Here is a 22,596-nt window from a genome sequence, read left to right as displayed (position 1 = left end):
CAAGCGTAGCTTGCGCTGACGCGTCAGGCGGACCTTGGTCCGCCGAGAGCAGGGGGAGGAGCGGATTCCCTCCCCTGCGAAGCGGGGGAGGGTTAGGGTGGGGACCCGTTTCGCCACCGTCCTCACCCCCGCACTCCATAGCTGCGCGGCGTGTAGACCCACGGCTGCGCACCCTCGCGCGGCACCAGCCGGGTGTGCGAGGCGCCGATGATGACGCAGGTCCGCATGTCGGCCTGCGCCGCGTCCACCGCACCCAGCGTCGTGATCGTCAGCGCCTCGTCGGGGCGGCCGACCGCCTGGGCGAGGATCACCGGCGTCTCGGCCGAGCGCAAGTCGCGCAGCGCGTCGAAGGCGGCGCCGAGCTGCCAGGGACGGGCGCGGCTGATCGGGTTGTAGAGTGCGATGACGAAATCCGCCTCCGCCGCCAGACGCAGGCGCTTCAGCACCACCTCCCACGGCTTCAGATTGTCGGATAGCGAGATGGCGCAGAAATCATGGCCGAGCGGCGCACCGGCCCGCGCCGCCGCCGCCTGCATCGCGGAGATGCCGGGATCGACGGACAGCGGCACGCGGTGCCACGCCGCGGGTGCTGCCGGATCGTCCAGCGCCTCGAACACCGCGGCGGCCATGGCGAAGACGCCGGGGTCGCCGCCGGACACCACCGCCACCCGGCGGCCTTCCGCCGCCAGTTCAAGGGCGTGGCGAGCGCGGTCCAACTCCACCCGGTTGTCGGAGGCGTGGCGCACCTGCGGCCCCGGCGGCACCCGGTCCACATAGGGGAAGTAGCCGACGAGGTCCGTCGCCTCCGCCAGATCGCGCCGGGCCTCTGGGGTCAGCCAATCCTCGGTGCCGGGGCCGAGGCCGACGACCTTCAACCATCCGGCGTGCGGATCGGCGGTCATCGCCGCAGCCCTTCGCCGGGGATGACGATCTGCGAGAAGTAGGGGGCCGTCTCCGGCGCCTCGCGGAAGGGCATGACGCGCTGGTCCGCCATGCTCGCCCGCTCGATGTACCAGGCGCGGTCGGCCAGCCCGGCGGCCTCGACGGCGCGGCGGACCTTCGGCAGGTTCTGGCCCAGCTTCATGATGACCGCGGCGTCGGCGTTGCGCAGCGCGCGCAGAAGCGCCTCCTCCCCCAGCGTGCCGGGGATCACCGACAGCACGTCGTCGCGCAGCGTCAGCGGGCGGGGCAGCAGCGAGGCGCTGCACATCATCGAGGTCACGCCCGGCACCACCTCCGTCGGGAAGCGCGAGGCCAGCCGCAGGAACAGGTGCATGAAGCTGCCGTAAAAGAAGGCGTCGCCCTCGTTCAGCGCGGCGATGGAACGCCCGGCGGCGAGATGCTCGGCCAGACGCTCGGCGGACTCGTCGAAGAAGGCCTCGATCTGGCGGCCGTAGTCGGGGTGGCTGGGCGGCAGCTCGACCGTCACCGGATAGACCATCGGCAGCTCGATGTGCTCCGCCGTGATGCAGCCGTCGGCAATGCGCCGGGCCTGTCCGGAGGTGCCGCGCTTGCAGAAATAGGCGACCACCGGGCAGGCGCCGATGGTGCGCATGGCGCGCACGGTCATCAGGTCCGGATCGCCGGGGCCGACGCTGACGCCGTAGAGGGTGCCGGTGGGGGGAGTGTCGTTGCTCATTATTCCACGTCGCTCGCCAGGGCGTTGACCGCCGCCGCCGCCATGGCGCTGCCGCCGCGCCGCCCTTTGATCGCCAGGAAGGGCAGGCCGAAGGGCGCCTCGGCCAGCGCGTCCTTGCTTTCCGCAGCGCCCACGAAGCCCACCGGGAAGCCCAGCACCGCCGCCGGCCTCGGCGCGCCGTCGCGGATCATCTCCAGCAGCTTGAACAGGGCGGTCGGCGCGTTGCCGATGGCGACGACGGAACCGGCCAGCCGGGGCACCCACAGCTCCAGCGCGGCGGCGGAGCGGGTGTTCCCGACCTGTTTGGCGAGTTCCGGCACCGCCGGGTCGCGCAGCGTGCAGACGACGGGGTTGTCCGCCGGCAGGCGCGCCCGCGTGATTCCGTGAGCGACCATCTCGCTGTCGCAGAGGATCGCCGCGCCGCCGCGCAGAGCCGTCCGTGCCGCCGTCCCCACGTCGGGGGAGAACATCAGGTCCTTGGCCGCGTCCACCATGCCGCAGGCGTGGATGACGCGCACCGCCACCGCTTTCAGGTCGTCGGGGATGGCCGACAGGTCGGCCTCCGCCCGGATGGTGGCGAAGGACTGGCGGTAGATGGCCGCTCCATCGCGGATGTAGTCGTAAAGCGGCTCAGCGGACACGGGACAACTCCTCAACAGACAGATCGGCGCCAGACAAAGAGGCAACGGCGGTGACGGCCTCGGACGGCGTCAGGCCGGCCCGCCAGGGCGCGCCGCCGGGGGCGGCGTTCAGCGCGACGTCATAGACGCCGTCCCGCGCGGTGAGCGTGACATCCGCTGCACCGGGATGGGCGCAGCCCTTCGCGCAGCCGGAGACATGCACCATCCGCACCACCTCCAGCAAGCCCGCTGCGCGCTCGGCGATGGCGAGGCCGTCCGCGTGGGTGTCGGTGGTGCCGACGTCGCAGCCGGTGATGCCGCTGCAGGCGGTGAGCTTCAGGCGGATGTCATGGTGATCGAGGATGCCGCCGAGGGCGGTGGCTGTCTCCGCGGCGCCCTCCTGCGGGGCGGCCAGCAGCAGGGCGCGCCAGGGGGTGATGCGGATCTCGTGGGTGAGGGCGGCCAGCGCCTCCAGCCGGTCGACGTCGAGGCGGCCGAAGGGAAAAGCGACGCCGAGCCAGGAGGGTTGAGGGCCGAGGAAATGTCGCGTGGGCGAGGTTTGCCCCCACCCTGACCCTCCCCCGCTGGGCGGGGGAGGGGATTGAAGCTCCCTCCCCTGCCCAGCGGGGGAGGGAAGGGGCCCATGCGCAGCATGGGAAGGGTGGGGGCCGGTCAGCATCCCGGACACCCGCTCCCGCAACGCCTCCACCCTCAGCGCCTTGACCAGCCCGGCCATGCGCCGCGGCGGCTCGGCCAGAGTCTGCCGAAGTTCCAGAAAGGCCCGTGCCAGCGCCGCCGCAAGCTCCACCAGATCGTCGGGGCGGCAGTGGCCCAGCAGAGCGGCCCCCTCGAACGTCCCGCCCAGCCCGACGCGGAACAGCGGCCCCTCCACCGCGTCGAAGCGCACGTCGGTGCTGCTGTCGAACAGGGGGGCCTGACCGCCGCCGTCGACCAGCCAGCCGAACTTCGGCGGCAGCCGGTGGAGGTCCCGGTCCGCCGCCAGCCGGGCGTCGAGCGCCAGGGCGTAGGGGCGCACGTCCAGCACCGCCGTCCCATCCAGCCCGGCGGTGGGGGAGGTCAGCACGTTGCGCACCGCCTCGCTCTCGGCATCATCCGAAACGTAGCCGAGCGCGCGAAGCTCCGCTATCAGCGCCTCCATGTCCGAGGCGGCGACGCCGCGCAGTTGCAGGTTTCCGCGGTGGCTGAGGTCGACCAGACCGTTGCCGTAACGCCGCCCCAGCTCCGCGATCCGTTTCGCCGAGGCGGCGGGAAGCACACCCGCCGGAACGCGCACGCGGACCAGCAGCCCGTCGCCGACCTCCATCGGGGCCAGCACGCCGGGGCACATGCCGCGCCGGCGCGGCAAATTGCGGGGCAGGGCATTGCAGGGCTGGGTGATCGCGCTCATGCGGACATCTCCTTGCGGCGGCGCAGATCGTCGCCCGTCGAATTGCGGCGTGGGTGCCAGAGACCGCGCTCCAGGGCCTCGGTCAACCGGTCCACGATATGCCGGGCGGCGGCCGGATTGGACTGCGCCAGGAAGTCCCACACCCGCTGGTCGTCCACATAGGCGTCGTACAACTGGTCGAAATGATGGGGCCGCACCGCCGTGGTGGTCGCGGCGAAGGCGAACAGCGTGTCCACGCTCGCCGCCAACTCCCCGGCGCCGCGGTAGCCGTGGCGCATCATGCCGTCGATCCAGCGCGGGTTGGCGGCCCGGCCGCGCAGCACGCGGGCGATCTCCTCGCCCAGCGTCCGGACGGTCAGGCTTTCCGGCTCCGAGCTGTCGAGGTGGTAGAGCGCCGGGTCGTTGGCCGGGTCGTCGTTGGCCAGGGCCGCGGCGGCGGAGAAGCCGCCCTCATACTGCATGAAGCCGTCGGTGGAGAGGACGTCGTGCTCCCGCTGGTCCTGGTGGTGGACGAGCGCGTCGGCCCCGCCGATGCGGCGGCGGAACAGGGCGGGCAGCGGAACGCCCTCCAGCCCCTTGCCATAGGCGTGGCAGCTTCCCTCCAGATAGGCGGCGCCGAAGTCGGCCCGCGCGGACCAGTCGCCGCGCGCGATCATGCCGGGCAGCGCCGTCCCATAGGCGCCGGGGGCCGCGCCGAAGACCCGCGCGCTGGCCCAGCGCTCGGCCTCCACCGCCGGGGTGCCTCCGGCCTCCAGTTCGGCGCGGTCGGTGCGCAACGCGGCGGCGACGGGGTTCACATCGTCGGGCTCGTCCTCCGCCATCACGGCGCGGACGGCCTGGTCGAACAGGGCGATCTGCTGCGGGAAGACGTCGCGGAACAGGCCGGAGATGCGCAGCGTCACGTCCACCCGCGGGCGACCCAGGACGGAGGCCGGCATCACCTCGAAGCCGGTGACCCGGCCGGAGCCGTTCTCCCACAGCGGGCGCACGCCGAGCAGCGCCATGGCCTGGGCCAGCTCGTCGCCGCCGGTGCGCATGGCCGGTGTGCCCCAGCAATCGACCACCAGCCGCTTCGGCCAGTCGCCGTGGTCCTGAAGATAGCGGGTGATCAGCGCGTCCGCCGCCTGCCAGCCCAGCGTCCAGGCGGTCGGCGTCGGCACGCCGCGCGGGTCGAGCGCGTAGAGGTTCCGCCCGGTGGGCAGCGTGTCCGCCCGCCCCCGCGCCGGGGAGCCGCCGGGGCCGGGCTTCACGAAGCGCCCGTCCAGCCCGGCCAGCAGGGCGGCCATCTCCGCCTCGCCGCAGGCGTCGAGCGCCGGGGCGACGTCCTCCGCCGTGCTGAAGCGCGCGACGGCGGCAAGCAGGCGGGCGCGGCGCTCCGGCTCCGGCGTGGTGCCGAAGACGTGCAGCCCGTCGCGGATCTGCATCTCCTTGATGTCGCAGAGATGGGCGTCGAGGCGGCTGAGGATGGCGTCGGGGTCGTCGTCGGGCCGCAGGTTGCAGTCGGCGGCGACGCCGGAACTCCAGGCGAGGTCCAGGATGGTTTGCCGCAGCGTGCCCAGCCGCCGTGGATCGAGCCCTGTCGCCATCGAATACTCGTCGATGGCCGTTTCAAGCGCGGCGAGGTCGCCGTGCAGCCCGGCCTCGACCGGCGGCGGGGTCAGGTGGCCGATCAGGACGGCGCCCAGCCGGCGGCGCGCCTGCACGCCCTCGCCGGGGTTGTTGACGATGAACGGGTAGAGGCAAGGCAGGGGACCGGCGACGATCTCCGGCCAGCACTCGGCGGACAGGGCGACGGCCTTGCCCGGCAGCCATTCCAGCGTCCCGTGCGCCCCCACCTGCACCAGCGCATGGATGCCCAGGACATGGCGGAGCCAGAGGTGTAAGGCGAAATAGCCGTGGCTGGGCGGCGTCTCCGGGTCATGGTGCTGGGTGGTGGTCAGCGGGCCGTGGCCGCGGCTCGGCTGCACGGCGACGGTGGCGTTGCCGCAGGCCAGCACGGTGAAGCGGAAGGCGGTGCCGTTTTCCATTTGAGCGGACAGCGGGTCGGCCTGCTCGTCCCCCCAGCATTCCGCGATGCGGGCGCGGGCCTCAGCGGGGGCGAGGCGGCGGTAGTCCTCCAGGCTCAGCGCGGCGGTCGTGCTGCCGGTCAGCGCCTCCATCAGGGCGGCGGGGCCGGCGGGAAGCCCGTCCAGCGCGTAGCCCTCGGCGCGCAGCCGCTCCAGGATGCCGACGACGCTCGCCGGGGTGTCGAGGCCCACCGCGTGGCCGATGCCGCCGCCCGGCCCCGGATAGTCGGACAGCACCAGCGCCAGCTTGCGCTCGGCCCGCGGCGTGGCGCCCAGCCGCACCCAGGCGGCGGCCAGATCGGCGGCGAACGCCACGCGGTCGGGAACCGGGCGGATCAGCGTCGGGGCGAACTCCAGATCGGGGTCCAGCGCCCCTTCGGCCTTGAAGGCGATGGCGCGGGTCAGGATGCGCCCGTCCATCTCGGGCAGCACGACGTTCATGGCGAGGTCGGACGGCCCCATGCCGCGGGCGGACCCGCGCCAGCCCTCCTCCGGCGTGGTGGACAGCACGGCTTGGAGCACCGGCGTGCCGTTGGCCTCCAGCGGCGACCCGTCCTCGCGCGCCGCCGAGAAGCCGGTCAGGTTCATCACGACGGCGGCGCTGCGGGCGGTCAGGGTGGCGCGCATCCAGGCGGCGCAGTCCGGTTCCTTCAGGCTCGCCACGAACAGCGGCAGCGGGGCGAGGCCGCGCGCGGCCAGCGCGTCGCACAGCGCGTGCACCGGCTCCAGATCGCCGGCCAGCAGATGGGAGCGGTAGAAGACGACCGGCGCGCATGGCCCAGCAACTTGGCCGGACCACCCTTCATAGACGCCGAAGCGCGGCACGGGCGCCGGTTCGCGCCAGGGGCGCTCCTGCCCGGCCAGAGTGGCGGCGTAGGCCAGCAGGTTGGCCATATTGTCCGGCCCGCCTTCGGTGAATCCACGCCACAGCCGTTGCGCGGCCTCGGCCGGAACGGTGCCGTAGCCTTCCAGGGCGGGGTTCGGCTGGGCGCAGCCGGGCAGCACGGCCAGCGCCACCCCGGACTCCCGGCAGGCGGCGGCGACATGGTCCAGCCCATAGCGCCAGTAGCCCGCCCCGCCGAGCAGGCGCAGAACGACCAGCTTCGCCTTGCGGATCACGGACTCGACATAGAGGTCCACCGACAGCGGGTGCCCCAGCCGCGCGAGATTCGCCAGCCGCAGCGTCGGCAACGTGTCGCGATGGCGCTTCCAGCACGCGGCGAGCGCCGTCAGGTCGCTGTCGGAGAAGGACAGGACGACGAGGTCCGCCGGGCTCTGCCCCAGATCCACGGCTTGGGGACCGGCGTCGAGATCTTCCTGGCGGGCGGCGAGTAGGTGCATGGGCCACAGCTTTGCAAACACTCCCTCTCCCGTCCCGGGAGAGGGTGCCCGCGAAGCGGGCGGGTGAGGGGGCGGGCGAGGATCGGTGCGGTCTCCGCGTGCGACCCTCACCCTCCCGCTCTGCGAGCGGGTCCCTCCCTCTCCCGGGGCGGGAGAGGGCTTTTTAAGACAGCGCCGCGGTCACGGCGTCGCGGTCCAGACCCGTCTCGCCGATCACCACCAAGCGGCTGCGGCGCGGCTCGTCGGGCTTCCAGAAGCGGTCGAAATGGGTCTGGATGCGCGTGCCGACGCCCTGCACCAGAAGGCGCATCGGCTTGCCCGGCACGTCGATGAAGCCCTTCAGGCGCAGCACGCCATGGGCGGCGGCGACCCGCTCCAGTGTCTTCGCCAGCGCCGCCGGGTCGGGCTGCGGGCCGAGTTCCACGACGAAGCTGGTGAAGTCGTCGTGGTCGTGGCCCTCCTCCTCGTCATGGTGGCTGGGGCGGTTGGCGAGGTCGTCCTCGGCCCCGGCGCCGACGCCCAGCAGAACCACCGGATCGACCTTGCCGTTGCTGGCGCGCAGGATCTTGGCCTCGCGCCCGGTGCCGCCCTCAGACACGCCGCCCTCCGCCATGGCGGCGCGGATCAGGTCCTCGACCTTCGCCAGATCGGCGGCGTCCACCAGATCGGTCTTGTTCACCACGATCAGGTCGGCGCAGAGGAGCTGGTCCTCGAACACCTCCTCCACCGGGGTCTCGTGGTCGAGCTGCCCGGCCTCGGCGGCCTGAGCGGCCAGCGCCGCCGGATCGGGGGCGAAGCGGCCCTCCGCGGCGGCGGCGGCGTCGACCACCGCGACCACCCCGTCCACCGTCACCCGCGTCTTGATCGCCGGCCAGTGGAAGGCCTGGACGAGCGGCTTCGGCAGGGCGAGGCCGCTCGTCTCGATGATGATGTGCTCCGGCGGCTGGGGGCGGGCCAGCAGCTTCTCGATGGCCGGGACGAAGTCGTCGGCGACGGTGCAGCACAGGCAGCCGTTCGCCAGTTCGATCACATCGTCCTCGCTGCAGGTCGGATCGCCGCAGGCGCGCAGGATCTCGCCGTCGATGCCGACGTCCCCGAATTCGTTGATGATCAGCGCCAGGCGGCGCCCGGCGGCCTGCTCCAACAGGCTGCGGATCAGCGTCGTCTTCCCGGCGCCGAGAAAGCCGGTGATGACGGTGGCCGGGGTCTTCCCGGCGGTCAGCGGGCCGGTGGTCATCGGCCGTCTCCTGAAAAGGGAAATAGGGGATAGGGTTGGGTCGGTCCGCCGGTCAGCGGAGCGGGCGCCCGGCGGCCGGGGACGGTGCGGCGGCCTGGAGCGGCAATGCGGACGGACTGAGGACGGCGCGATGCGTCATGATCTGGCTTCCCTGTCTCCGCCACACCCGGCGGATTGGATGAGTGTCGGTCCGGCGGCAGGTTTCCTGGCTCGCGGGTCGTCGTCGCGCCTCCCGCCTTCCCGGCCTGTCGGCCCGTGGCATTTCCGGAGGCGGACTCGCCGCATACAGTTGCGGGGGCAGCCGCGGCCTTGGACCCCATCCGGGTCCGCACCGCATTCCCTATTATCCCCGCGCCTTCACGGCGGACGGGGCACCGTCGGAGGCGCAGAATTGCAGGCGGACCCCCGATTTGCAAGCGGCCATTTGGCGCCCGAAAACCGTGCCGTCGAACCCGGAACGCTCCGCCCGCCCCACCGTTGGTGTGTCGGAAGATCGGTACAGCCTGTCTGGAAAGCTGACACTCTGGACTGCGTGCGATGTCCGTCGCCGACATTGGCCAATTCATGAATTTCAACAGCTTACCAAAGACTATCGCGGTTGGCATGCCGTGTGCTTATATCAGCGCAACCAAAAACGCGGACCGGCAGACGACGCGGACGAACAGGGAGGGAAAAGCGGCACCCATGGCCGACGACATCATTCTGGAAGCGCGCGGACTCTCGAAGGAGTTCAAGGGCTTCATCGCGGTGAAGGAGGTGAACCTCCAGGTTCGCCGCGGCACGATCCACGCGCTGATCGGCCCGAACGGCGCCGGCAAGAGCACGGTCTTCAACCTGCTGACCAAGTTCCTGACGCCGACGCGCGGCCAGATCCTCTACAAGGGGCGCGACATCACCGCCATGAAGCCCGCCGACGTGGCGCTGCTCGGCATGGTGCGCTCCTTCCAGATCTCCGCCGTCTTCCCGCACCTCAGCGTGCTGGAGAATGTCCGCGTGGCGCTGCAGCGCCCGCGCGGCACCAGCTTCCATTTCTGGAAGCCGGAGGCCAGCCTGTATGACCTGCACGACCGCGCCGAGGAGCTGATCGAGGCGGTGAACCTGACCCCCTGGGCCGGCCACACCGCCGCCGAGCTGCCCTACGGCCGCAAGCGTGCCCTGGAGATCGCCACCACGTTGGCGCTCGACCCGGAGGTGATGCTGCTCGACGAGCCGCTGGCCGGCATGGGCCACGAGGACATCGAAGGCACCGCCGCCCTCATCAAGCGTGTCTCCGCCGACCGCACCATTCTGATGGTGGAACACAACCTGTCGGTCGTCGCCCACCTGTCGGACACGATCACCGTGCTCCGCCGCGGCGAGATCCTGGCCGAGGGCGCATACGACGTCGTATCGCGCAACCCGCAGGTCATGGAAGCCTATATGGGCACGGGTGAGGTGGGCCATGCCTGACGGCGCGACCGTGAAGACCGCCATGCTGGAGATCCGCGACCTCCAGGCCTTCTACGGCGAAAGCCACGTGCTGCACGGCGTCAACATCGACGTGCGGCAGGGCGAGGTGGTGACTCTGCTGGGCCGCAACGGCGCCGGCAAGACGACCACCATGCGCTCGATCATGGGCATCGTCGGCAAGCGCAACGGCTCGATCCGCTTCCAGGGCAAGGAGCTGATCGGCATGGCGCAGCACAAGATTCCCCGCCTCGGCATCGGCTACGTGCCGGAGGAGCGCGGCATCTTCTCCTCGCTCAGCGTGGACGAGAACCTAATGCTGCCGCCGGTGGTGAAGTCCGGCGGGATGACCGTCCCGCAGATCTACGAGCTGTTCCCGAACCTGCAGGGCCGCGGCACCACCCAGGGCACGCGCCTGTCGGGCGGCGAGCAGCAGATGCTGGCCATCGCGCGCATCCTGCGCACCGGCGCCGACCTGATCCTGCTGGACGAGCCGACCGAGGGCCTCGCCCCCGTGATCATCGAGCAGATCGGGGTGGCGGTGCGCAAGCTGAAGCAGCGCGGCTTCACCATCGTGCTGGTGGAGCAGAATTTCCGCTTCGCCGCCACCATCGCCGACCGCCATTACGTGATGGAGGAAGGCCATGTCGTGGACATGATCCCCAACGACCAGCTCGCCCAGAACATGGACAAGCTGCACACCTATCTGGGCGTCTGACCAGTTACCTCCTCTGCCGAACACACTCAAAACAAAGCCAATCGAAGGGAGTTCGAAATGCTCAAGACGTTGCTTTGCGGGACCGCTCTGCTGGCGCTGACCGCCGGGGCCGCGCACGCCCAGGTCTCCAACAACGTGATCAAGATCGGCGTGATGAACGACCGGTCCGGCATCTACGCCGACCTCGCCGGCGAAGGATCGGCCATCGCCGCCCGTCTGGCGGCCGAGGAGTTCGGCGGCAAGATCGCCGGCGCGCCGATCGAGATCGTCGTCGCCGACCACCAGAACAAGGCCGACATCGCCGCCAACACGGCGCGCGAGTGGATCGACGCCGGCAACGTGGACGTCATCGCCGACGTGCCGAACTCCGCCGCCGCGCTGGCCGTCCAGGGCATCACCAAGGACAAGAAGCGCATCTTCCTGATGTCCGGCCCGGGCTCGACCGACCTCAGCGGCAAGTCCTGCAGCCCCTACGGCTTCCACTGGACCTACGACAACTACGCCATGGCCGCCGGCACCGCCCGCGCGCTGGTCGAGCAGGGCAAGAAGAACTGGTACTTCATCACCGCGGACTACGCCTTCGGCCACTCGCTGGAGGAAGAGACCTCGAAGATGGTCAAGCAGCTCGACGGCAAGGTCGCGGGGAACGTCCGCCATCCGCTGGGCACCGCCGACTTCTCGTCCTACCTGCTCCAGGCCCAAGCCTCGAAGGCCGACGTGATCGGCCTCGCCAACGCGGGCGGCGACGCCACCAACGCCGTCAAGCAGGCGTCGGAGTTCGGCATCACCCAGTCGGGCCAGAGCCTCGCCGGCCTGCTGCTGTTCATCAGCGACATCCACGCGCTGGGCCTCCAGGCCTCCCAGGGCCTGCTGCTGACCACCGGCTTCTACTGGGACGCCGACGAGCAGACCCGCGAGTGGACGAAGAAGTTCGAGGCCAAGGCCGGCCGCAAGCCGACCATGGTCCAGGCCGGCGTCTACTCCGCCGTCCGCCACTATCTGAAGGCGGTCGAGGCCGTCGGCTCTGACGATCCGGACAAGGTCGCCGCCAAGATGCGCGAGACCCCGGTCGCCGACATGTTCACCAAGAACGGCAAGATCGCCGCGAACGGCCGCATGTTCCACGACATGTATCTGGCCCAGGTGAAGACCCCGGCCGAGTCCAAGGCCCCCTGGGACTACTACAAGATCGTCAAGACGATCCCGGCCGAGCAGGCGTTCCTCGACCCGGCCAAGAGCGGTTGCACGCTGGTGAAGTAAGGGTCTGAGTTTCGGGGCGGGACCCCCTCCCGGCCTCCCCCCGCTTTCGCAGGGGGAGGAGATAAAGCCCTCCCCTGCGAAGCGGGCGAGGGTTAGGGTGGGGGTCCACTTCTGACATCAATCAAAAAAACACAAGTCCGATACACAGGGAGGGACGGTCATGTTCGACTTGCTGGGGGTGCCGCCCCAGGTCCTGTTCGGCCAGCTTCTGCTCGGCCTCATCAACGGGTCCTTTTACGCGCTGCTCAGCCTTGGGCTGGCGGTCATCTTCGGCATGCTGAACGTCATCAACTTCGCCCATGGCGCGCTCTATATGATCGGCGCCTTCGTGGCGTGGCTGCTGCTGACGAAGCTCGGCCTCGGCTACTGGTGGGCGTTGGGCCTGTCGCCGCTGATCGTTGGGCTGCTGGGCGTGGTTCTGGAAAAGACCATGCTGTCGCGCCTCTACAAGCTCGACCATCTCTACGGCCTGCTGCTGACCTTCGGCCTCGCCCTGATCATGGAAGGCGCCTTCCGCCACTTCTACGGCGTGTCGGGCCAGCCCTATCCGATCCCGGACGCGCTCAAGGGCGGTCAGAACCTAGGCTTCATGTTCCTGCCCAACTACCGCGGCTGGGTCGTCGTCGCCTCGCTGGTCGTCTGCTTCGGGACGTGGTTCGCCATCGAGCGGACGCGGCTCGGCGCCTACCTGCGCGCCGCCACCGAGAATCCGGTGCTGGTCCAGGCCTTCGGCATCAACGTGCCGGTGATGATCACCGCCACCTACGGCTTCGGCGTCGCGCTGGCCGGACTGGCCGGCGTGCTGGCGGCACCCATCTATCAAGTGTCGCCCCTGATGGGCTCCAACCTGATCATCGTCGTCTTCGCGGTGGTGGTGATCGGCGGCATGGGCTCCATCCTCGGCGCCATCGTCACCGGCCTGGGGCTGGGGCTGCTGGAGGGCCTGACCAAGGTCTTCTACCCCGAAGCCTCCAACATCGTGGTGTTCGTCGTGATGGCGATCGTCCTTCTCATCAAGCCCGCGGGCCTCTTCGGACGGGAGCGCTGAGCCATGGCCACCCAAAGCAAGACGACCAGCATCAAGACGGCCGGCGTCAAGACGGCCGACACCCAGACGACCACCATCGCGCTGCGCCGTCCGGGGCAGGACACCGCCCGGAACACCATCATCCTCGGCATCGGTCTGCTGATCGCGTTGGCGGCACCCTTCGTGCTGTACCCCGTCTTCGTGATGAAGGTGCTGTGCTTCGCGCTGTTCGCCTGCGCCTTCAACCTGCTGATCGGCTTCGCCGGTCTGCTGAGCTTCGGCCACGCCGCCTTCTTCGGTGGCGCCGCCTACATCACCGCCCATTCCGCCAAGGTCTGGGGGCTGGGGCCGGAGATCAGCATCCTGCTCGGCATGGGCTTCTCCGCCCTGCTCGGCCTCGCCTTCGGCTCCCTGGCGATCCGGCGGCAGGGCATCTACTTCGCGATGATCACGCTGGCGCTGTCGCAGATGGTCTTCTTCATGGCCCTCCAGCTCAAGTTCACGGGCGGCGAGGACGGCATCCAGGCGGTGCCGCGCGGCCATCTGTTCGGCGTGATCGACCTGAGCAACTCGCTGTCCATGTATTACTTCGTGCTGGCGGTGTTCCTGATCGGCTTCGCGGTGGTCTGGCGCGCGGTGCATTCGCCCTTCGGCCAGGTGCTGAAGGCGATCCGCGAGAACGAGCCGCGCGCCGTGTCACTCGGCTACCGGACGGAGCGCTACAAGCTGCTGGCCTTCGTGCTGTCGGCGAGCCTCGCCGGGCTGGCCGGCGGGACCAAGGCGCTGGTCTTCCAGCTCGCCTCGCTGACCGACGTGACGTGGCAGATGTCCGGCGAGGTGGTGCTGATGACCCTGCTCGGCGGCATGGGCACGCTGCTCGGCCCGGTGGTGGGGGCGGCCATCGTCGTCACGCTGGAAAGCTATCTGGCGGCCACCAGCATGCCGGTTCCGGTGGTGATCGGCGCGATCTTCGTAGTCTGCGTGCTGGTCTTCCGCCGCGGCATCGTGGGTGAGCTTCAGGCCCGCTTCGGCCGCCGGTAAGCGCAAAGAAACCGAACGAGATAAAAAAGACCCAAGCAGGATCAGCACGATGGATCAACCGCCTTCAGATCTGCCGCTGTGGACCCCGTCGGAGGCGCGCGTGGCCGCCTCCAACCTGACGGCCTTCCGGCAGGCCGCGAGTGCCCGCTTCGGGCTGCGGCTGGACGATTACGACGCGCTCTACGACTGGTCGGTCGCCGGCAAGGAGGACTTCTGGCGCTTCCTGTGGGAGTGGGCCGGGCTGACCGGCGACCTCGGCGGCGTTGCGCTGGTCGACGGCGACAAGATGCCCGGCGCCCGCTGGTTCCCCGAGGCCCGCCTGAACTATGCCGAGAATCTGCTCGCCAACGCGCCGGAAGGCGAGGCCGTCGTCTTCTGGGCCGAGGACAAGGTCAAGCGCCGCTGGTCCGGCGCCGAGCTGAAGGCCGAGGTGTCCCGCCTCCAGCAGGCGCTCAAGGCCGCCGGCGTCGGCAAGGGCGACCGCGTCGCCGCCGTGGTGCCCAACATGCCGGAGACGCTGGCCGCCATGCTCGCCACGGCCAGCCTCGGCGCCATCTGGTCCTCCTGCTCCCCCGACTTCGGCGCCCAGGGCATCACAGACCGCTTCGGCCAGATCGAGCCGACCGTCCTCTTCGCCCCTGACGCCTACTGGTACAACGGCAAGAGCCACGACGTCCGCGCCAAGATCGCCCAGGTGCTGACCGAGTTGCCCACCGTCAAGGCCGCCGTCATCATCCCCTACGTCAACGAGACCCCGGACGTCTCGGCCATCCGCGGCGGCGTCACCTGGGGCGACTTCATCGCCCCCTTCGCGGCGGCGGAACCGAGCTTCGAGCGGGTGGCCTTCAACCACCCGCTGTTCATCCTCTATTCGTCGGGCACCACCGGCAAGCCCAAGTGCATCGTCCACGGCACCGGCGGCACGCTGCTCCAGCACGTCAAGGAGCACCGGCTGCACAGCGACGTGAAGCCGGGCGACCGGGTGTTCTACTACACCACCTGCGGCTGGATGATGTGGAACTGGCTGGTCTCCGGGCTGGCCGCCGGGGCGACGCTGCTGCTCTACGACGGCTCGCCCTTCGCGCCGGACGGCAACATCCTGTTCGACTACGCCGACGCCGAGGGGATGACTCTGTTCGGCACCTCGGCCAAGTTCATCCAACAGGCCGAGAAGTCGGGGCTGGAGCCGATGCGCACGCACCGGCTCGACACGCTGCGGGCGCTGGCCTCGACCGGCTCGCCGCTGATGCCGGAGAACTTCGAGTACGTCTACCGGGCGATCAAGGCGGACATCCATCTGGCCTCGATCAGCGGCGGCACGGACATCGTGTCCTGCTTCGTGCTGGGCAACCCGACGGCCCCGGTGTGGGCGGGCGAGTTGCAGACGGCGGGACTCGGCATGGCGGTGGCGGCCTTCGACGACGCCGGCCACGCGGTCAGCGGCGAGAAGGGCGAGCTGGTCTGCACGCGGCCCTTCCCCTGCATGCCGGTGGGCTTCTGGGCCGACCCGGACGGGGCCAAGTATCGCGCGGCCTATTTCGAGCGCTTTCCCAACGTGTGGACGCACGGCGATTTCATCGAGCGGACGGTGCATGGCGGCTGGGTGATCTACGGGCGCTCGGACGCGGTGCTTAACCCCGGCGGGGTGCGCATCGGGACGGCGGAGATCTACCGGCAGGTCGAGCAGCTTCCGGAGATCCTGGAGGCGGTGTGCATCGGCCAGGAGTGGGACGGCGACGTGCGCGTCATCCTGTTCGTGGTGTTGCGCGAAGGGCTGACGCTCGACAAGGCGCTTGAGGACACGATCCGCAAGCGCATCAAGGAGAACTGCTCGCCGCGGCACGTCCCGGCGCGCATCGTGGCGGTCAAGGACATCCCGCGCACGCGCTCGGGCAAGATCACCGAACTGGCGGTGCGCGACGCGGTGCATGGCCGCCCGATCAAGAACACCGAGGCGCTGGCCAATCCCATGGCGCTCGACGAGTTCCGCGAGCGCCCGGAACTGGAAGGCTGACCGGCGTCCAGCCCTCTCCCCGGGCGGGGGGAGGGCACCCAAACCATCAAGACAACAGAGGATAAGCCATGACCTTGACTCAGAAGGTCGCGGTGGTCACCGGCTCGACCAGCGGGATCGGGTTGGGCATCGCGCGGGCACTGGCCGGAGCCGGGGCGGACGTGGTGCTGAACGGTTTCGGGGACGCGGCCGCCATCGAGGAGCTGCGCGCCGGTCTGACGGCGGAGTTCGGCGTGCGCGTCGGCTATCACGGCGCCGACCTGTCCAAGCCGGCGGAGATCGCCACGCTGATCGGCTACGCGGAGGAAACCTTCGGTTCCGTCGACGTGCTGGTGAACAACGCCGGCATCCAGCACGTCGCCCCGGTGGAGGATTTCCCGGCGGAGCGCTGGGACGCGGTGATCGCGCTCAATCTATCCGCCGTGTTCCACGGCATCCATCACGCCCTCCCGGGCATGAAGCGGCGCGGCTGGGGGCGCATCCTTAACATCGCCTCCGTGCACGGGCATGTCGCGTCGGTCAACAAGGCGGCCTACGTCGCGGCCAAGCACGGCGTGGTCGGGCTGACCAAGACGGTGGCGCTGGAGACGGCGGGGACGGGTGTCACCTGCAACGCCATCTGTCCGGGCTGGGTGCTGACCCCGTTGGTGCAGAAGCAGATCGACGCGATCGCCTCCACCAAGAACATCCCGGAGCAGCAGGCACGGGCGGAGCTGCTCGGCGCCAAGCAGCCCTCCGGTGCCTTCGTGACGCCGGACGAGCTGGGCGGGCTGGCCGTCTACCTGTGCTCCGACTCGGCCGCGCAGATGACCGGCTCCAGCCTGCTCATGGACGGCGGCTGGACCGCGCAGTAAGGACTTTGTTGCCCTCTCCCGCCTCGGGGCGAGAGAGGGCTTCATCATCACTTCTGGACGTTGGCGGCGGTCTGGCCGAAGAGGATCTTCTTGCCCTCGTCGGTGACCGACGGGCGCTTGGCCAGTTCCGCACCCTTCTCATAGGCGCGGACGGTCGCCGGGCGGGACTGGATCGATTCGAACCAGCGCTTCAACTCGGGGAAGTCGCCCAGGTTCTGGCGCTGCCGCTCGTGCGGAACGATCCACGGGTAGCAGGCCATGTCGGCGATCGTCAGCTCGTCGCCCGCGATGAAGGCGCGGCCCGCCAGACGCTTGTTCAGGACGCCGTAGAGGCGGTTGGTTTCCTTCACATAGCGGTCGATGGCGTAGGGGATCTGTTCGGGCGCGTACTGCACGAAATGGTGGTTCTGCCCGGCCATCGGGCCGAGCCCCCCCACCTGCCAGAACAGCCACTCCAGAACGGTCTTGCGGCCGCGCGGGTCGGCGGGCAGGAATTTGCCGGTCTTCTCCGCCAGATAGGTCAGGATCGCACCCGATTCGAAGACGGACACCGGCTCCCCGCCGTCGGCCGGAGCGCGGTCCACGATGGCCGGCATGCGGTTGTTCGGGGAAATCGCCAGGAAGTCCGGCTTGAACTGGTCTCCGGCCGAGATGTCCACGGGATGGACGGTGTAGTCCAACCCGGCTTCCTCCAGGAACAGGGTGATCTTATGCCCGTTGGGGGTCGGCCAGTAATGAAGGTCGATCATGGCGGTCCTTACGGTTTGTCTCCGCCCCGAAAAGTGATGGAGCAAGCGGTTTCAGGCAACCCGCGCCGTGCGCGGATCAGCCCTCCGGAAGGGGCAGGCGACGGGCGCAACGTCGCGGCCCCCGAAATGTTGAATACGCTGAACCGACAATCAGCATGAGGACCGTCATGAGCGACGACCGGACTCCCGCCACCCAGCCCCAGCAAAAGGACGACCGGATCGACGAGGCCCGGGAGGGCACCGTCAAGCCCGACCAGGGCGGCGAGGCCGAACTGACCGAGAAGGAGGAGCAGAAGCGCGGCGGCGCCAACAAGACCACGCCGGGCCCGATCTACGACGTGTAAGGCCGGCCCGTCATGACACGAGCGCCAGGGTGGGGTCGGGCGGTTCCGGCGTGGCGTCTTCCAGCGTCCGGGCCACCTCCTCCAGCGGAGCGGCGACCACCAGCGGTTCGGAGCGGCCGGCGAAGGTGATTTCGGTGCGCTCCCCCTCGGTGCCGCGCAGGTACAGAACGCCCGCGGCGTTGATCAGGACCGGCGCCCCGGCGCGGTCGGTGAATTCGATGAACTTCATGCAGGACTCCCACGGAGGTTGCATCACGCTTGGACTGTTTCAAACACGCAAAGAGGGCGGCGGGTTCGCTTCTCCGTATGGCACTGCCCGTTCGGTCGCCCGCCGGCTCGCTCCATTGCGCGCAATCAGCCCCTTGATTGATGCACCGCATCGACAAACATGGGCGCTGCGGGCCACGTCGGTCCGTGCCGTCCGCCAACAAGGAACAGATGCCGTGAAGTTGCTTGTCGTCGAAGACGATCCGTTGATCGGGCCCGCCATCAAGGCCGTGATGGAGAATGCCGGATACACGGTCGTCGGCCCCCTGCGCGACGCCGCCAAGGCGACGCGGCTGGGCGCCCGGGAACAGCCGGATCTCGCGCTGGTGGACGTCTATCTGGCCGGAGGTGAGAACGGGCTGACGCTTGCCCGAAAGTTGTGGGAGGAGCACAGCATCCCCTCCCTTCTGATCACCGGTTTCGACCACCGTGGCGAGGAGGCGCGCGATTTCGCGGTCGGCCTGCTGCGCAAGCCGGTGATGCCCGACGCGCTCGTCGATGCGGTCGGGGCCGTCGGAGAGATCCTGGCGGGTCTGCGCCCGTCCTCCATTCCTCCGGCGCTGGAGCTGTTCGGGCGGCCCGACCGCGTATCCGCCCCCGCGCCGCAATCCGCGCCCCAGCCCATGCGGCGGCAGGGCTGAGGCCCTGAGGCCCCGCCCCGCCGTTTTCCGATGCCTTAAAAAAAGTTCCTTTGCGAAATGACCGCTGATCAGCGGTCCGGAGACCCTTCCGGACCGCCCGGCGAGGGGGATTCCGCCGTCTCGGCGGAATTCTGCGCGGGGGCCGCCGCGGACTGGCTGTCCTGCGGCTTGGCGTTGTCGGTTCCGTTGCTGGGGTCCAGCTTGACCCACTGGCGATGATCGCTCATGACTTGTCTCCCGTCCGTCTGTGGTCGCGTCCCGTGGTGCAGGAATGAGTCCGATGAGGCGCCTCTCGTTTCTCGATTAGGGGCTCGGTTCGGGCGCCTATCCATTGGAATAACGCGTGGCGGAGGGATTCGATCAATCCTGAGTGAAAAAATCGGGTATTTTGTGAGGTTGCCCTGTCGGTAGCCCTCTTCAGAAGCCCTCGCGGGCCAGCGCCGGCTCGCCCCGCCGCAACAGCCGCCGGGCCAGCGACAGCGGGGCGCGAAGCAGCCGACGCGCAGCGGCACGGGGGCCGAGCGGCTTCTCGATGGCGTAGTATTTGCGGATCGTCTCCCGCACCTCCCAGACCCCGGTGAAGCCCCTGGGAATGACGAAGGCGTCGCCCTGTCCATGCTCCTGCGGGGCGCCGTCCCGGGGGGTGATGACCACCCGCCCGGCCAGCAGCACGCAGAACTCCTCGTACGGCCAATCGGCCATGGCGATGGTGCCCGGCGTGCATTGCCAGACCCCGCAGGCGAACCGTCCCCCGCCGCCGTCGTAGAGGTTCAGGTAACTTTCCTGAGGATCGCCGGACAGCACGGTCCCGAAGACGGCGGGTTTGCCGGGGTCTTCCCCGATCAGCCGCTGGTCGATGGGAACGAGCGTGCGGCGCGGCGGCGGGTTGCGGTCCATGGAACTCACCCCTCCCGCACCAGGAGCGCGACGGGGAAGTCCCGGAAGAGGTCGGCGGCGGTCACCGCGTCGGCGGCCTCCAGCGTCCCGTCGGTCAGCGCGTTGCGCCAACGTTGTCCGCGCGGCAGCGGGACGGAGGTGTCGCCCCAGTCCGGGGTTTCGCCCAACGTCCCCACCAGCCGCGGAACGGCGACCACGACGGTGTCGTCGCCCAGCCGGCGGGCGAAGGCCACCACATGCTCAGCCCGCTCGCCCGTCGCCTCCAGCGGAAGATATTCGCCCCTGGCGAAGAGGTCCGGTATGGCCACCCGCAAGGCCAGGGCGCGCCGGGTCAGGGAGAGTTTCACCGCGCCGTCCTGCCAGCGGCTCAGCAGGCTGCCGATCTCCGCCCCCTCGACCTCGTCGAGCAGGCGGCGGCGGGCGTCGTAGTCCACCGGACGACGGTTGTCGGGATCGACGAGGCTGAAGTTCCACAGCTCGCAGCCCTGGTAGATGTCCGGCACGCCGGGGCTGGTCAGCTTCAGCAGGGTCTGGGTCAGCCCGTTGACCATGCCAATGCGGGCAAGCCGCGCCTGGAAGGGCAGAAAGGCGTCGAAGAAGGCGGTGCTGCGCGACACGTCCAGCGCGTCGTGGACGAAGCTGGTCATGGCGCTTTCGTACGCCTCGTCGGGGGCGGCCCAGGTGCTGTGCACCTTGGCTTCGCGCATCGACTTGGTCATGGCGCCGGCGAGGCGCTCCGCGAACTCCGTCATCGCCTGCGGGTCCAGGCTGGCGGAGTCCGCCCCGGTCAGCTCCGCCGGCCAGGCGCCGACGAGGAGCTGGTAGAACAGATACTCGTCGTTGCGGTCGGGCGGAGCGGTGCCCTCCACGTCGCCGCGGCGGGCGCGCAGCAGGCGGCTCCAGGTCTGGATCTGCCGCTCCCACTCCTCCGGCATCTCCGACAGGGCGTAGAGGCGGGCGCGGGTGTCCTCGCCGCGCTTGGTGTCGTGGGTGGTGCTGCCCAGCATGGCTTGCGGCCAGCGGGCGGCACGCTCCGCGTTGGCGTGGTGGAAGTTGGCGGTGCTGACCCCGAAATGCTCGGGATGCCCGCCCACCTCGTTCAGCGCGGCCAGCCGGTTGTAGCGGTAGAAGGCGGTGTCCTCCAGCCCCTTGGCCATCACCGGCCCGCTGTACTGCTGGAAGCGCATGGCGAAGCGCAGCACCTGCTGGCGGCTGTAGCCGCTGCGCGGCTGGGCCACCAGATCGGTGGTCAGCAGCCTTTGCAGGAAATCATAGGCGGAGCCGTCGGTGTTCGGGTCGGCCTTGCGCGCCTGGGTGATCGCCCAGTCGATGCTCCGCCGGTCCAGCTCGCTGACGCCGCGCCAGTCCACATAGGTGCGGTAGACCGGGAAGCGGGCGATGGTTTCCTTCAGCGCCTGATGCAGGATGTTGGCGGTGAAGTCGGCGGTGCGCGGGTTGGCGCGGGCGATGCGCGAGGCCTGCCGGGCCAGCACATGAAGCTCGCTGGCCATCTCGCTTTCCATGATGCGGATCTTGCTCGTCCGCACCACCTCGTCGAAGCTCTCGTGCCGCCCGGTGAAGTCGGCGTAAAGCTTGGTGAAGGCCTCCTCGCCCTTCGGGTCGACGAACAGCCCGCCCATCAGGTTGGCGAACTCGTAGCCGGTGGTGCCGTCGATCGGCCAGTCCTCGCGCAGCCGCTCGTGGCGGGCCAGGATCTTCTCGACCACCAGATAGAAGGGCCGCTCCGTCGCCTGGGCCAGCCGCTCGCAATAGCCCTTGGGGTCGTAGAGGCCGTCGATGTGGTCGATGCGCAGCCCGTCCAGCGTGCCGTCGTCGACCAGCTTGAAGGCCAGCCGGTGGGCGACGTCGAACAGCTCCCGCTCCTCCATGCGCAGGCCGGCGAGCTCGTTGATGTTGAAGAAGCGGCGGTAGTTGATGTCGTCCGCCGCCACCTTGAAGTAGGCGGCCCGCCAGTTCTGGGCGGCGATCAGGTCGGTCAGGCGGCGCCAGCTCTCCGGCTCGCCCTCCTCGCCGCGGAAGCGCTTCAGCCGGCGCTCCACGGCTTCGGCCACATCGGGTTTCTCGGAGACCAGGGCGGCCAGCTCGGCCTTGAGGGCGTTGGCACGGCGGATCTGGTGCGGGCGCACCTGATCGAGATGGCGGAAGGCGTCGCCGATGCGCTCCAGGTCGGGATGGTCGTCGCCGAGGATTGTGCCGTAGTCGGCGGGCCGGATGGGCAGCTTGTGGGTGCCGTAGGCCCAGATGGCGAAGCCGCCCGCCTCCCTGTCGAAGCGCAGCTCCAGCCCACCGGACTCCAGCACCGCGCCGAACTGGTCGCCCAGCAGGGGCACCAGAACCTTGCCGTGCAGGTAGCGGCGGTCGGGCTCCCACTCGATGTCGAAATAGCCGGCGTAGGGGCTGTCCGGCCCCCATTCCAGCACGTCGAGCCACCAGCCGTTGTCCGACCCGCCGACGCCCATGTGGTTCGGCACGAAGTCGAGGATCTGGCCCAGCCCGTTGCGCTTCAGAGCCTCCACCATGGCGTGGAAGGACTCCTCGCTGCCCAGCTCCGGGTTCAGGGCGTTGTGGTCCACGATGTCGTAGCCGTGGGTGCTGCCGGGCCGCGCCTTCATGTAGGGCGAGGCGTAGAGGTGGCTGACGCCCAGCCGCGCCAGATAGTCGGCGATTCCAGCGGTGCGGTCGAAGCCGAACTCGGCGCGCAGCTGCACGCGGTAGGTGGCCAAGGGGATCGGCTTTCGGGCGCCCCCCGCCAGGGGTTGGTCCCCAGAAACAGGAACGGAGAAAGCCCCTCCCCCGACCGGGGAGAGGGAGGGGCCCGCCGCTATGCGGCGGGAGGGTGAGGGTACCGGCGACGGGCAAGGGGCTGATCTTCGGCTGTACCCTCACCCGGCGCCTCCGGCGCCACCCTCTCCCGGGGCGGGAGAGGGGCGAGCGGGCGCCACCCCGGCCGGCCCGGGGGGGGGCCGGGTGGGGGGGGGGGGGGCGGCCCCGGGGGGGGCGGCCCGG

General features: G+C 69.8%; 20 protein-coding genes and 1 riboswitch. Of the genes, 9 read left to right on the top strand and 11 right to left on the bottom strand.

The genetic code is table 11. The annotated features are described in order from the left end of the window. Window positions 1–122: 122 nt before the first annotated feature. From cobJ to cobW, 6 genes are all read right to left on the bottom strand, one after another. On the bottom strand, window positions 123–902 hold the full coding sequence (cobJ, locus tag H0B54_RS24825; RefSeq protein ID WP_188262545.1) for a precorrin-3B C(17)-methyltransferase: 780 nt from the start codon (window positions 900–902) through the stop codon (window positions 123–125). Continuing rightward, complete coding sequence (locus tag H0B54_RS24820) at window positions 899–1,639, bottom strand: precorrin-2 C(20)-methyltransferase (protein WP_145679815.1); 741 nt, start codon at window positions 1,637–1,639, stop codon at window positions 899–901. The genes cobJ and H0B54_RS24820 overlap by 4 nt, the downstream gene beginning before the upstream one ends. Next, on the bottom strand, window positions 1,639–2,280 hold the full coding sequence (locus H0B54_RS24815) for a precorrin-8X methylmutase (RefSeq protein WP_188262544.1): 642 nt from the start codon (window positions 2,278–2,280) through the stop codon (window positions 1,639–1,641). The genes H0B54_RS24820 and H0B54_RS24815 overlap by 1 nt, the downstream gene beginning before the upstream one ends. Next, window positions 2,270–3,667, bottom strand: coding sequence for a precorrin-3B synthase (cobG, locus tag H0B54_RS24810; protein WP_188262543.1), 1,398 nt, complete (start codon window positions 3,665–3,667; stop codon window positions 2,270–2,272). Before cobG ends, H0B54_RS24815 begins: the two co-directional genes overlap by 11 nt. Beyond that, window positions 3,664–7,074 carry a cobaltochelatase subunit CobN gene (cobN, locus tag H0B54_RS24805; RefSeq protein ID WP_188262542.1) on the bottom strand — a complete coding sequence of 1,137 codons (3,411 nt, stop codon included), beginning with the start codon at window positions 7,072–7,074 and terminating at the stop codon, window positions 3,664–3,666. The genes cobG and cobN overlap by 4 nt, the downstream gene beginning before the upstream one ends. A gap of 163 nt (window positions 7,075–7,237) precedes the next feature. Beyond that, the gene (gene cobW, locus H0B54_RS24800) at window positions 7,238–8,311 is read right to left on the bottom strand and encodes a cobalamin biosynthesis protein CobW (RefSeq protein ID WP_188262541.1); all 1,074 of its coding nucleotides are present in this window, start codon (window positions 8,309–8,311) and stop codon (window positions 7,238–7,240) included. A 178-nt stretch (window positions 8,312–8,489) separates the two neighbouring features. Continuing rightward, window positions 8,490–8,705, bottom strand: a riboswitch (cobalamin riboswitch). 290 nt (window positions 8,706–8,995) lie between these two features. Here cobW and H0B54_RS24795 point away from each other — a divergent pair. The 7 genes from H0B54_RS24795 to H0B54_RS24765 all read left to right on the top strand — a co-directional run bounded on the left by H0B54_RS24795 (window position 8,996) and on the right by H0B54_RS24765 (window position 16,671). After that, window positions 8,996–9,760: an ABC transporter ATP-binding protein gene (locus tag H0B54_RS24795; protein WP_094303257.1), complete on the top strand. Its 765-nt coding sequence runs from the start codon at window positions 8,996–8,998 to the stop codon at window positions 9,758–9,760. Continuing rightward, window positions 9,753–10,475 carry an ABC transporter ATP-binding protein gene (locus tag H0B54_RS24790; RefSeq protein ID WP_035681427.1) on the top strand — a complete coding sequence of 241 codons (723 nt, stop codon included), beginning with the start codon at window positions 9,753–9,755 and terminating at the stop codon, window positions 10,473–10,475. The genes H0B54_RS24795 and H0B54_RS24790 overlap by 8 nt, the downstream gene beginning before the upstream one ends. Before the next feature lie 57 nt (window positions 10,476–10,532). After that, entirely contained in the window at window positions 10,533–11,735 is a 1,203-nt protein-coding gene (locus H0B54_RS24785; protein ID WP_188262540.1) for an ABC transporter substrate-binding protein, read from the top strand. A gap of 160 nt (window positions 11,736–11,895) precedes the next feature. After that, window positions 11,896–12,783 carry a branched-chain amino acid ABC transporter permease gene (locus H0B54_RS24780; RefSeq protein WP_188262539.1) on the top strand — a complete coding sequence of 296 codons (888 nt, stop codon included), beginning with the start codon at window positions 11,896–11,898 and terminating at the stop codon, window positions 12,781–12,783. Between the two features lie 3 nt (window positions 12,784–12,786). Continuing rightward, window positions 12,787–13,803 (top strand): branched-chain amino acid ABC transporter permease, encoded by a 1,017-nt coding sequence (locus H0B54_RS24775; protein WP_188262538.1) that lies wholly within the window; start codon window positions 12,787–12,789, stop codon window positions 13,801–13,803. A 49-nt stretch (window positions 13,804–13,852) separates the two neighbouring features. After that, complete coding sequence (locus tag H0B54_RS24770; RefSeq protein ID WP_188262537.1) at window positions 13,853–15,817, top strand: acetoacetate--CoA ligase; 1,965 nt, start codon at window positions 13,853–13,855, stop codon at window positions 15,815–15,817. A 68-nt stretch (window positions 15,818–15,885) separates the two neighbouring features. Beyond that, window positions 15,886–16,671 (top strand): 3-hydroxybutyrate dehydrogenase, encoded by a 786-nt coding sequence (locus H0B54_RS24765; protein ID WP_188262536.1) that lies wholly within the window; start codon window positions 15,886–15,888, stop codon window positions 16,669–16,671. 47 nt (window positions 16,672–16,718) lie between these two features. Here H0B54_RS24765 and H0B54_RS24760 read toward each other — a convergent pair whose 3' ends face one another. Beyond that, entirely contained in the window at window positions 16,719–17,420 is a 702-nt protein-coding gene (locus H0B54_RS24760; RefSeq protein WP_188262535.1) for a glutathione binding-like protein, read from the bottom strand. Window positions 17,421–17,587: 167 nt separating this feature from the next. Between H0B54_RS24760 and H0B54_RS24755 the strand changes: the two genes are divergently transcribed. Further along, complete coding sequence (locus H0B54_RS24755) at window positions 17,588–17,764, top strand: hypothetical protein (protein WP_172428404.1); 177 nt, start codon at window positions 17,588–17,590, stop codon at window positions 17,762–17,764. Window positions 17,765–17,774: 10 nt separating this feature from the next. Here the strand turns inward: H0B54_RS24755 and H0B54_RS24750 are convergent, their stop codons facing one another. Then, window positions 17,775–17,993, bottom strand: coding sequence for a hypothetical protein (locus H0B54_RS24750; RefSeq protein WP_188262534.1), 219 nt, complete (start codon window positions 17,991–17,993; stop codon window positions 17,775–17,777). Between the two features lie 214 nt (window positions 17,994–18,207). Between H0B54_RS24750 and H0B54_RS24745 the strand changes: the two genes are divergently transcribed. Then, complete coding sequence (locus tag H0B54_RS24745) at window positions 18,208–18,672, top strand: response regulator (protein WP_188262533.1); 465 nt, start codon at window positions 18,208–18,210, stop codon at window positions 18,670–18,672. Between the two features lie 68 nt (window positions 18,673–18,740). On the opposite strand, the gene H0B54_RS24740 is transcribed toward H0B54_RS24745, so the two are convergent. From H0B54_RS24740 to treY, 3 genes are all read right to left on the bottom strand, one after another. Then, complete coding sequence (locus tag H0B54_RS24740) at window positions 18,741–18,899, bottom strand: hypothetical protein (protein ID WP_188262532.1); 159 nt, start codon at window positions 18,897–18,899, stop codon at window positions 18,741–18,743. A gap of 190 nt (window positions 18,900–19,089) precedes the next feature. After that, the gene (locus H0B54_RS24735; RefSeq protein ID WP_211109537.1) at window positions 19,090–19,569 is read right to left on the bottom strand and encodes a cupin domain-containing protein; all 480 of its coding nucleotides are present in this window, start codon (window positions 19,567–19,569) and stop codon (window positions 19,090–19,092) included. A 5-nt stretch (window positions 19,570–19,574) separates the two neighbouring features. After that, window positions 19,575–22,313, bottom strand: coding sequence for a malto-oligosyltrehalose synthase (gene treY / locus H0B54_RS24730; RefSeq protein ID WP_246472778.1), 2,739 nt, complete (start codon window positions 22,311–22,313; stop codon window positions 19,575–19,577). Between the last annotated feature and the right edge of the window lie 283 nt (window positions 22,314–22,596).

The organism is Azospirillum tabaci (assembly GCF_014596085.1).
Taxonomy (GTDB): Bacteria; Pseudomonadota; Alphaproteobacteria; order Azospirillales; family Azospirillaceae; genus Azospirillum; species Azospirillum tabaci.
This window is presented reverse-complemented; position numbering and strand designations above follow the sequence as displayed.

Excerpts from the sequence above, each read along its gene's own strand:
- H0B54_RS24765 (WP_188262536.1), top strand. The coding sequence starts at position 15,886 with ATGACCTTGACTCAGAAGGTCGCGGTGGTCACCGGCTCGACCAGCGGG.
- H0B54_RS24785 (WP_188262540.1), top strand. The coding sequence starts at position 10,533 with ATGCTCAAGACGTTGCTTTGCGGGACCGCTCTGCTGGCGCTGACCGCC.
- H0B54_RS24735 (WP_211109537.1), bottom strand. The coding sequence starts at position 19,569 with ATGGACCGCAACCCGCCGCCGCGCCGCACGCTCGTTCCCATCGACCAG.
- H0B54_RS24770 (WP_188262537.1), top strand. The coding sequence starts at position 13,853 with ATGGATCAACCGCCTTCAGATCTGCCGCTGTGGACCCCGTCGGAGGCG.
- cobW (WP_188262541.1), bottom strand. The coding sequence starts at position 8,311 with ATGACCACCGGCCCGCTGACCGCCGGGAAGACCCCGGCCACCGTCATC.
- H0B54_RS24755 (WP_172428404.1), top strand. The coding sequence starts at position 17,588 with ATGAGCGACGACCGGACTCCCGCCACCCAGCCCCAGCAAAAGGACGAC.
- H0B54_RS24820 (WP_145679815.1), bottom strand. The coding sequence starts at position 1,639 with ATGAGCAACGACACTCCCCCCACCGGCACCCTCTACGGCGTCAGCGTC.
- H0B54_RS24740 (WP_188262532.1), bottom strand. The coding sequence starts at position 18,899 with ATGAGCGATCATCGCCAGTGGGTCAAGCTGGACCCCAGCAACGGAACC.
- cobG (WP_188262543.1), bottom strand. The coding sequence starts at position 3,667 with ATGAGCGCGATCACCCAGCCCTGCAATGCCCTGCCCCGCAATTTGCCG.
- H0B54_RS24775 (WP_188262538.1), top strand. The coding sequence starts at position 12,787 with ATGGCCACCCAAAGCAAGACGACCAGCATCAAGACGGCCGGCGTCAAG.
- H0B54_RS24795 (WP_094303257.1), top strand. The coding sequence starts at position 8,996 with ATGGCCGACGACATCATTCTGGAAGCGCGCGGACTCTCGAAGGAGTTC.
- H0B54_RS24780 (WP_188262539.1), top strand. The coding sequence starts at position 11,896 with ATGTTCGACTTGCTGGGGGTGCCGCCCCAGGTCCTGTTCGGCCAGCTT.
- H0B54_RS24790 (WP_035681427.1), top strand. The coding sequence starts at position 9,753 with ATGCCTGACGGCGCGACCGTGAAGACCGCCATGCTGGAGATCCGCGAC.
- H0B54_RS24760 (WP_188262535.1), bottom strand. The coding sequence starts at position 17,420 with ATGATCGACCTTCATTACTGGCCGACCCCCAACGGGCATAAGATCACC.
- cobN (WP_188262542.1), bottom strand. The coding sequence starts at position 7,074 with ATGCACCTACTCGCCGCCCGCCAGGAAGATCTCGACGCCGGTCCCCAA.
- cobJ (WP_188262545.1), bottom strand. The coding sequence starts at position 902 with ATGACCGCCGATCCGCACGCCGGATGGTTGAAGGTCGTCGGCCTCGGC.
- H0B54_RS24750 (WP_188262534.1), bottom strand. The coding sequence starts at position 17,993 with ATGAAGTTCATCGAATTCACCGACCGCGCCGGGGCGCCGGTCCTGATC.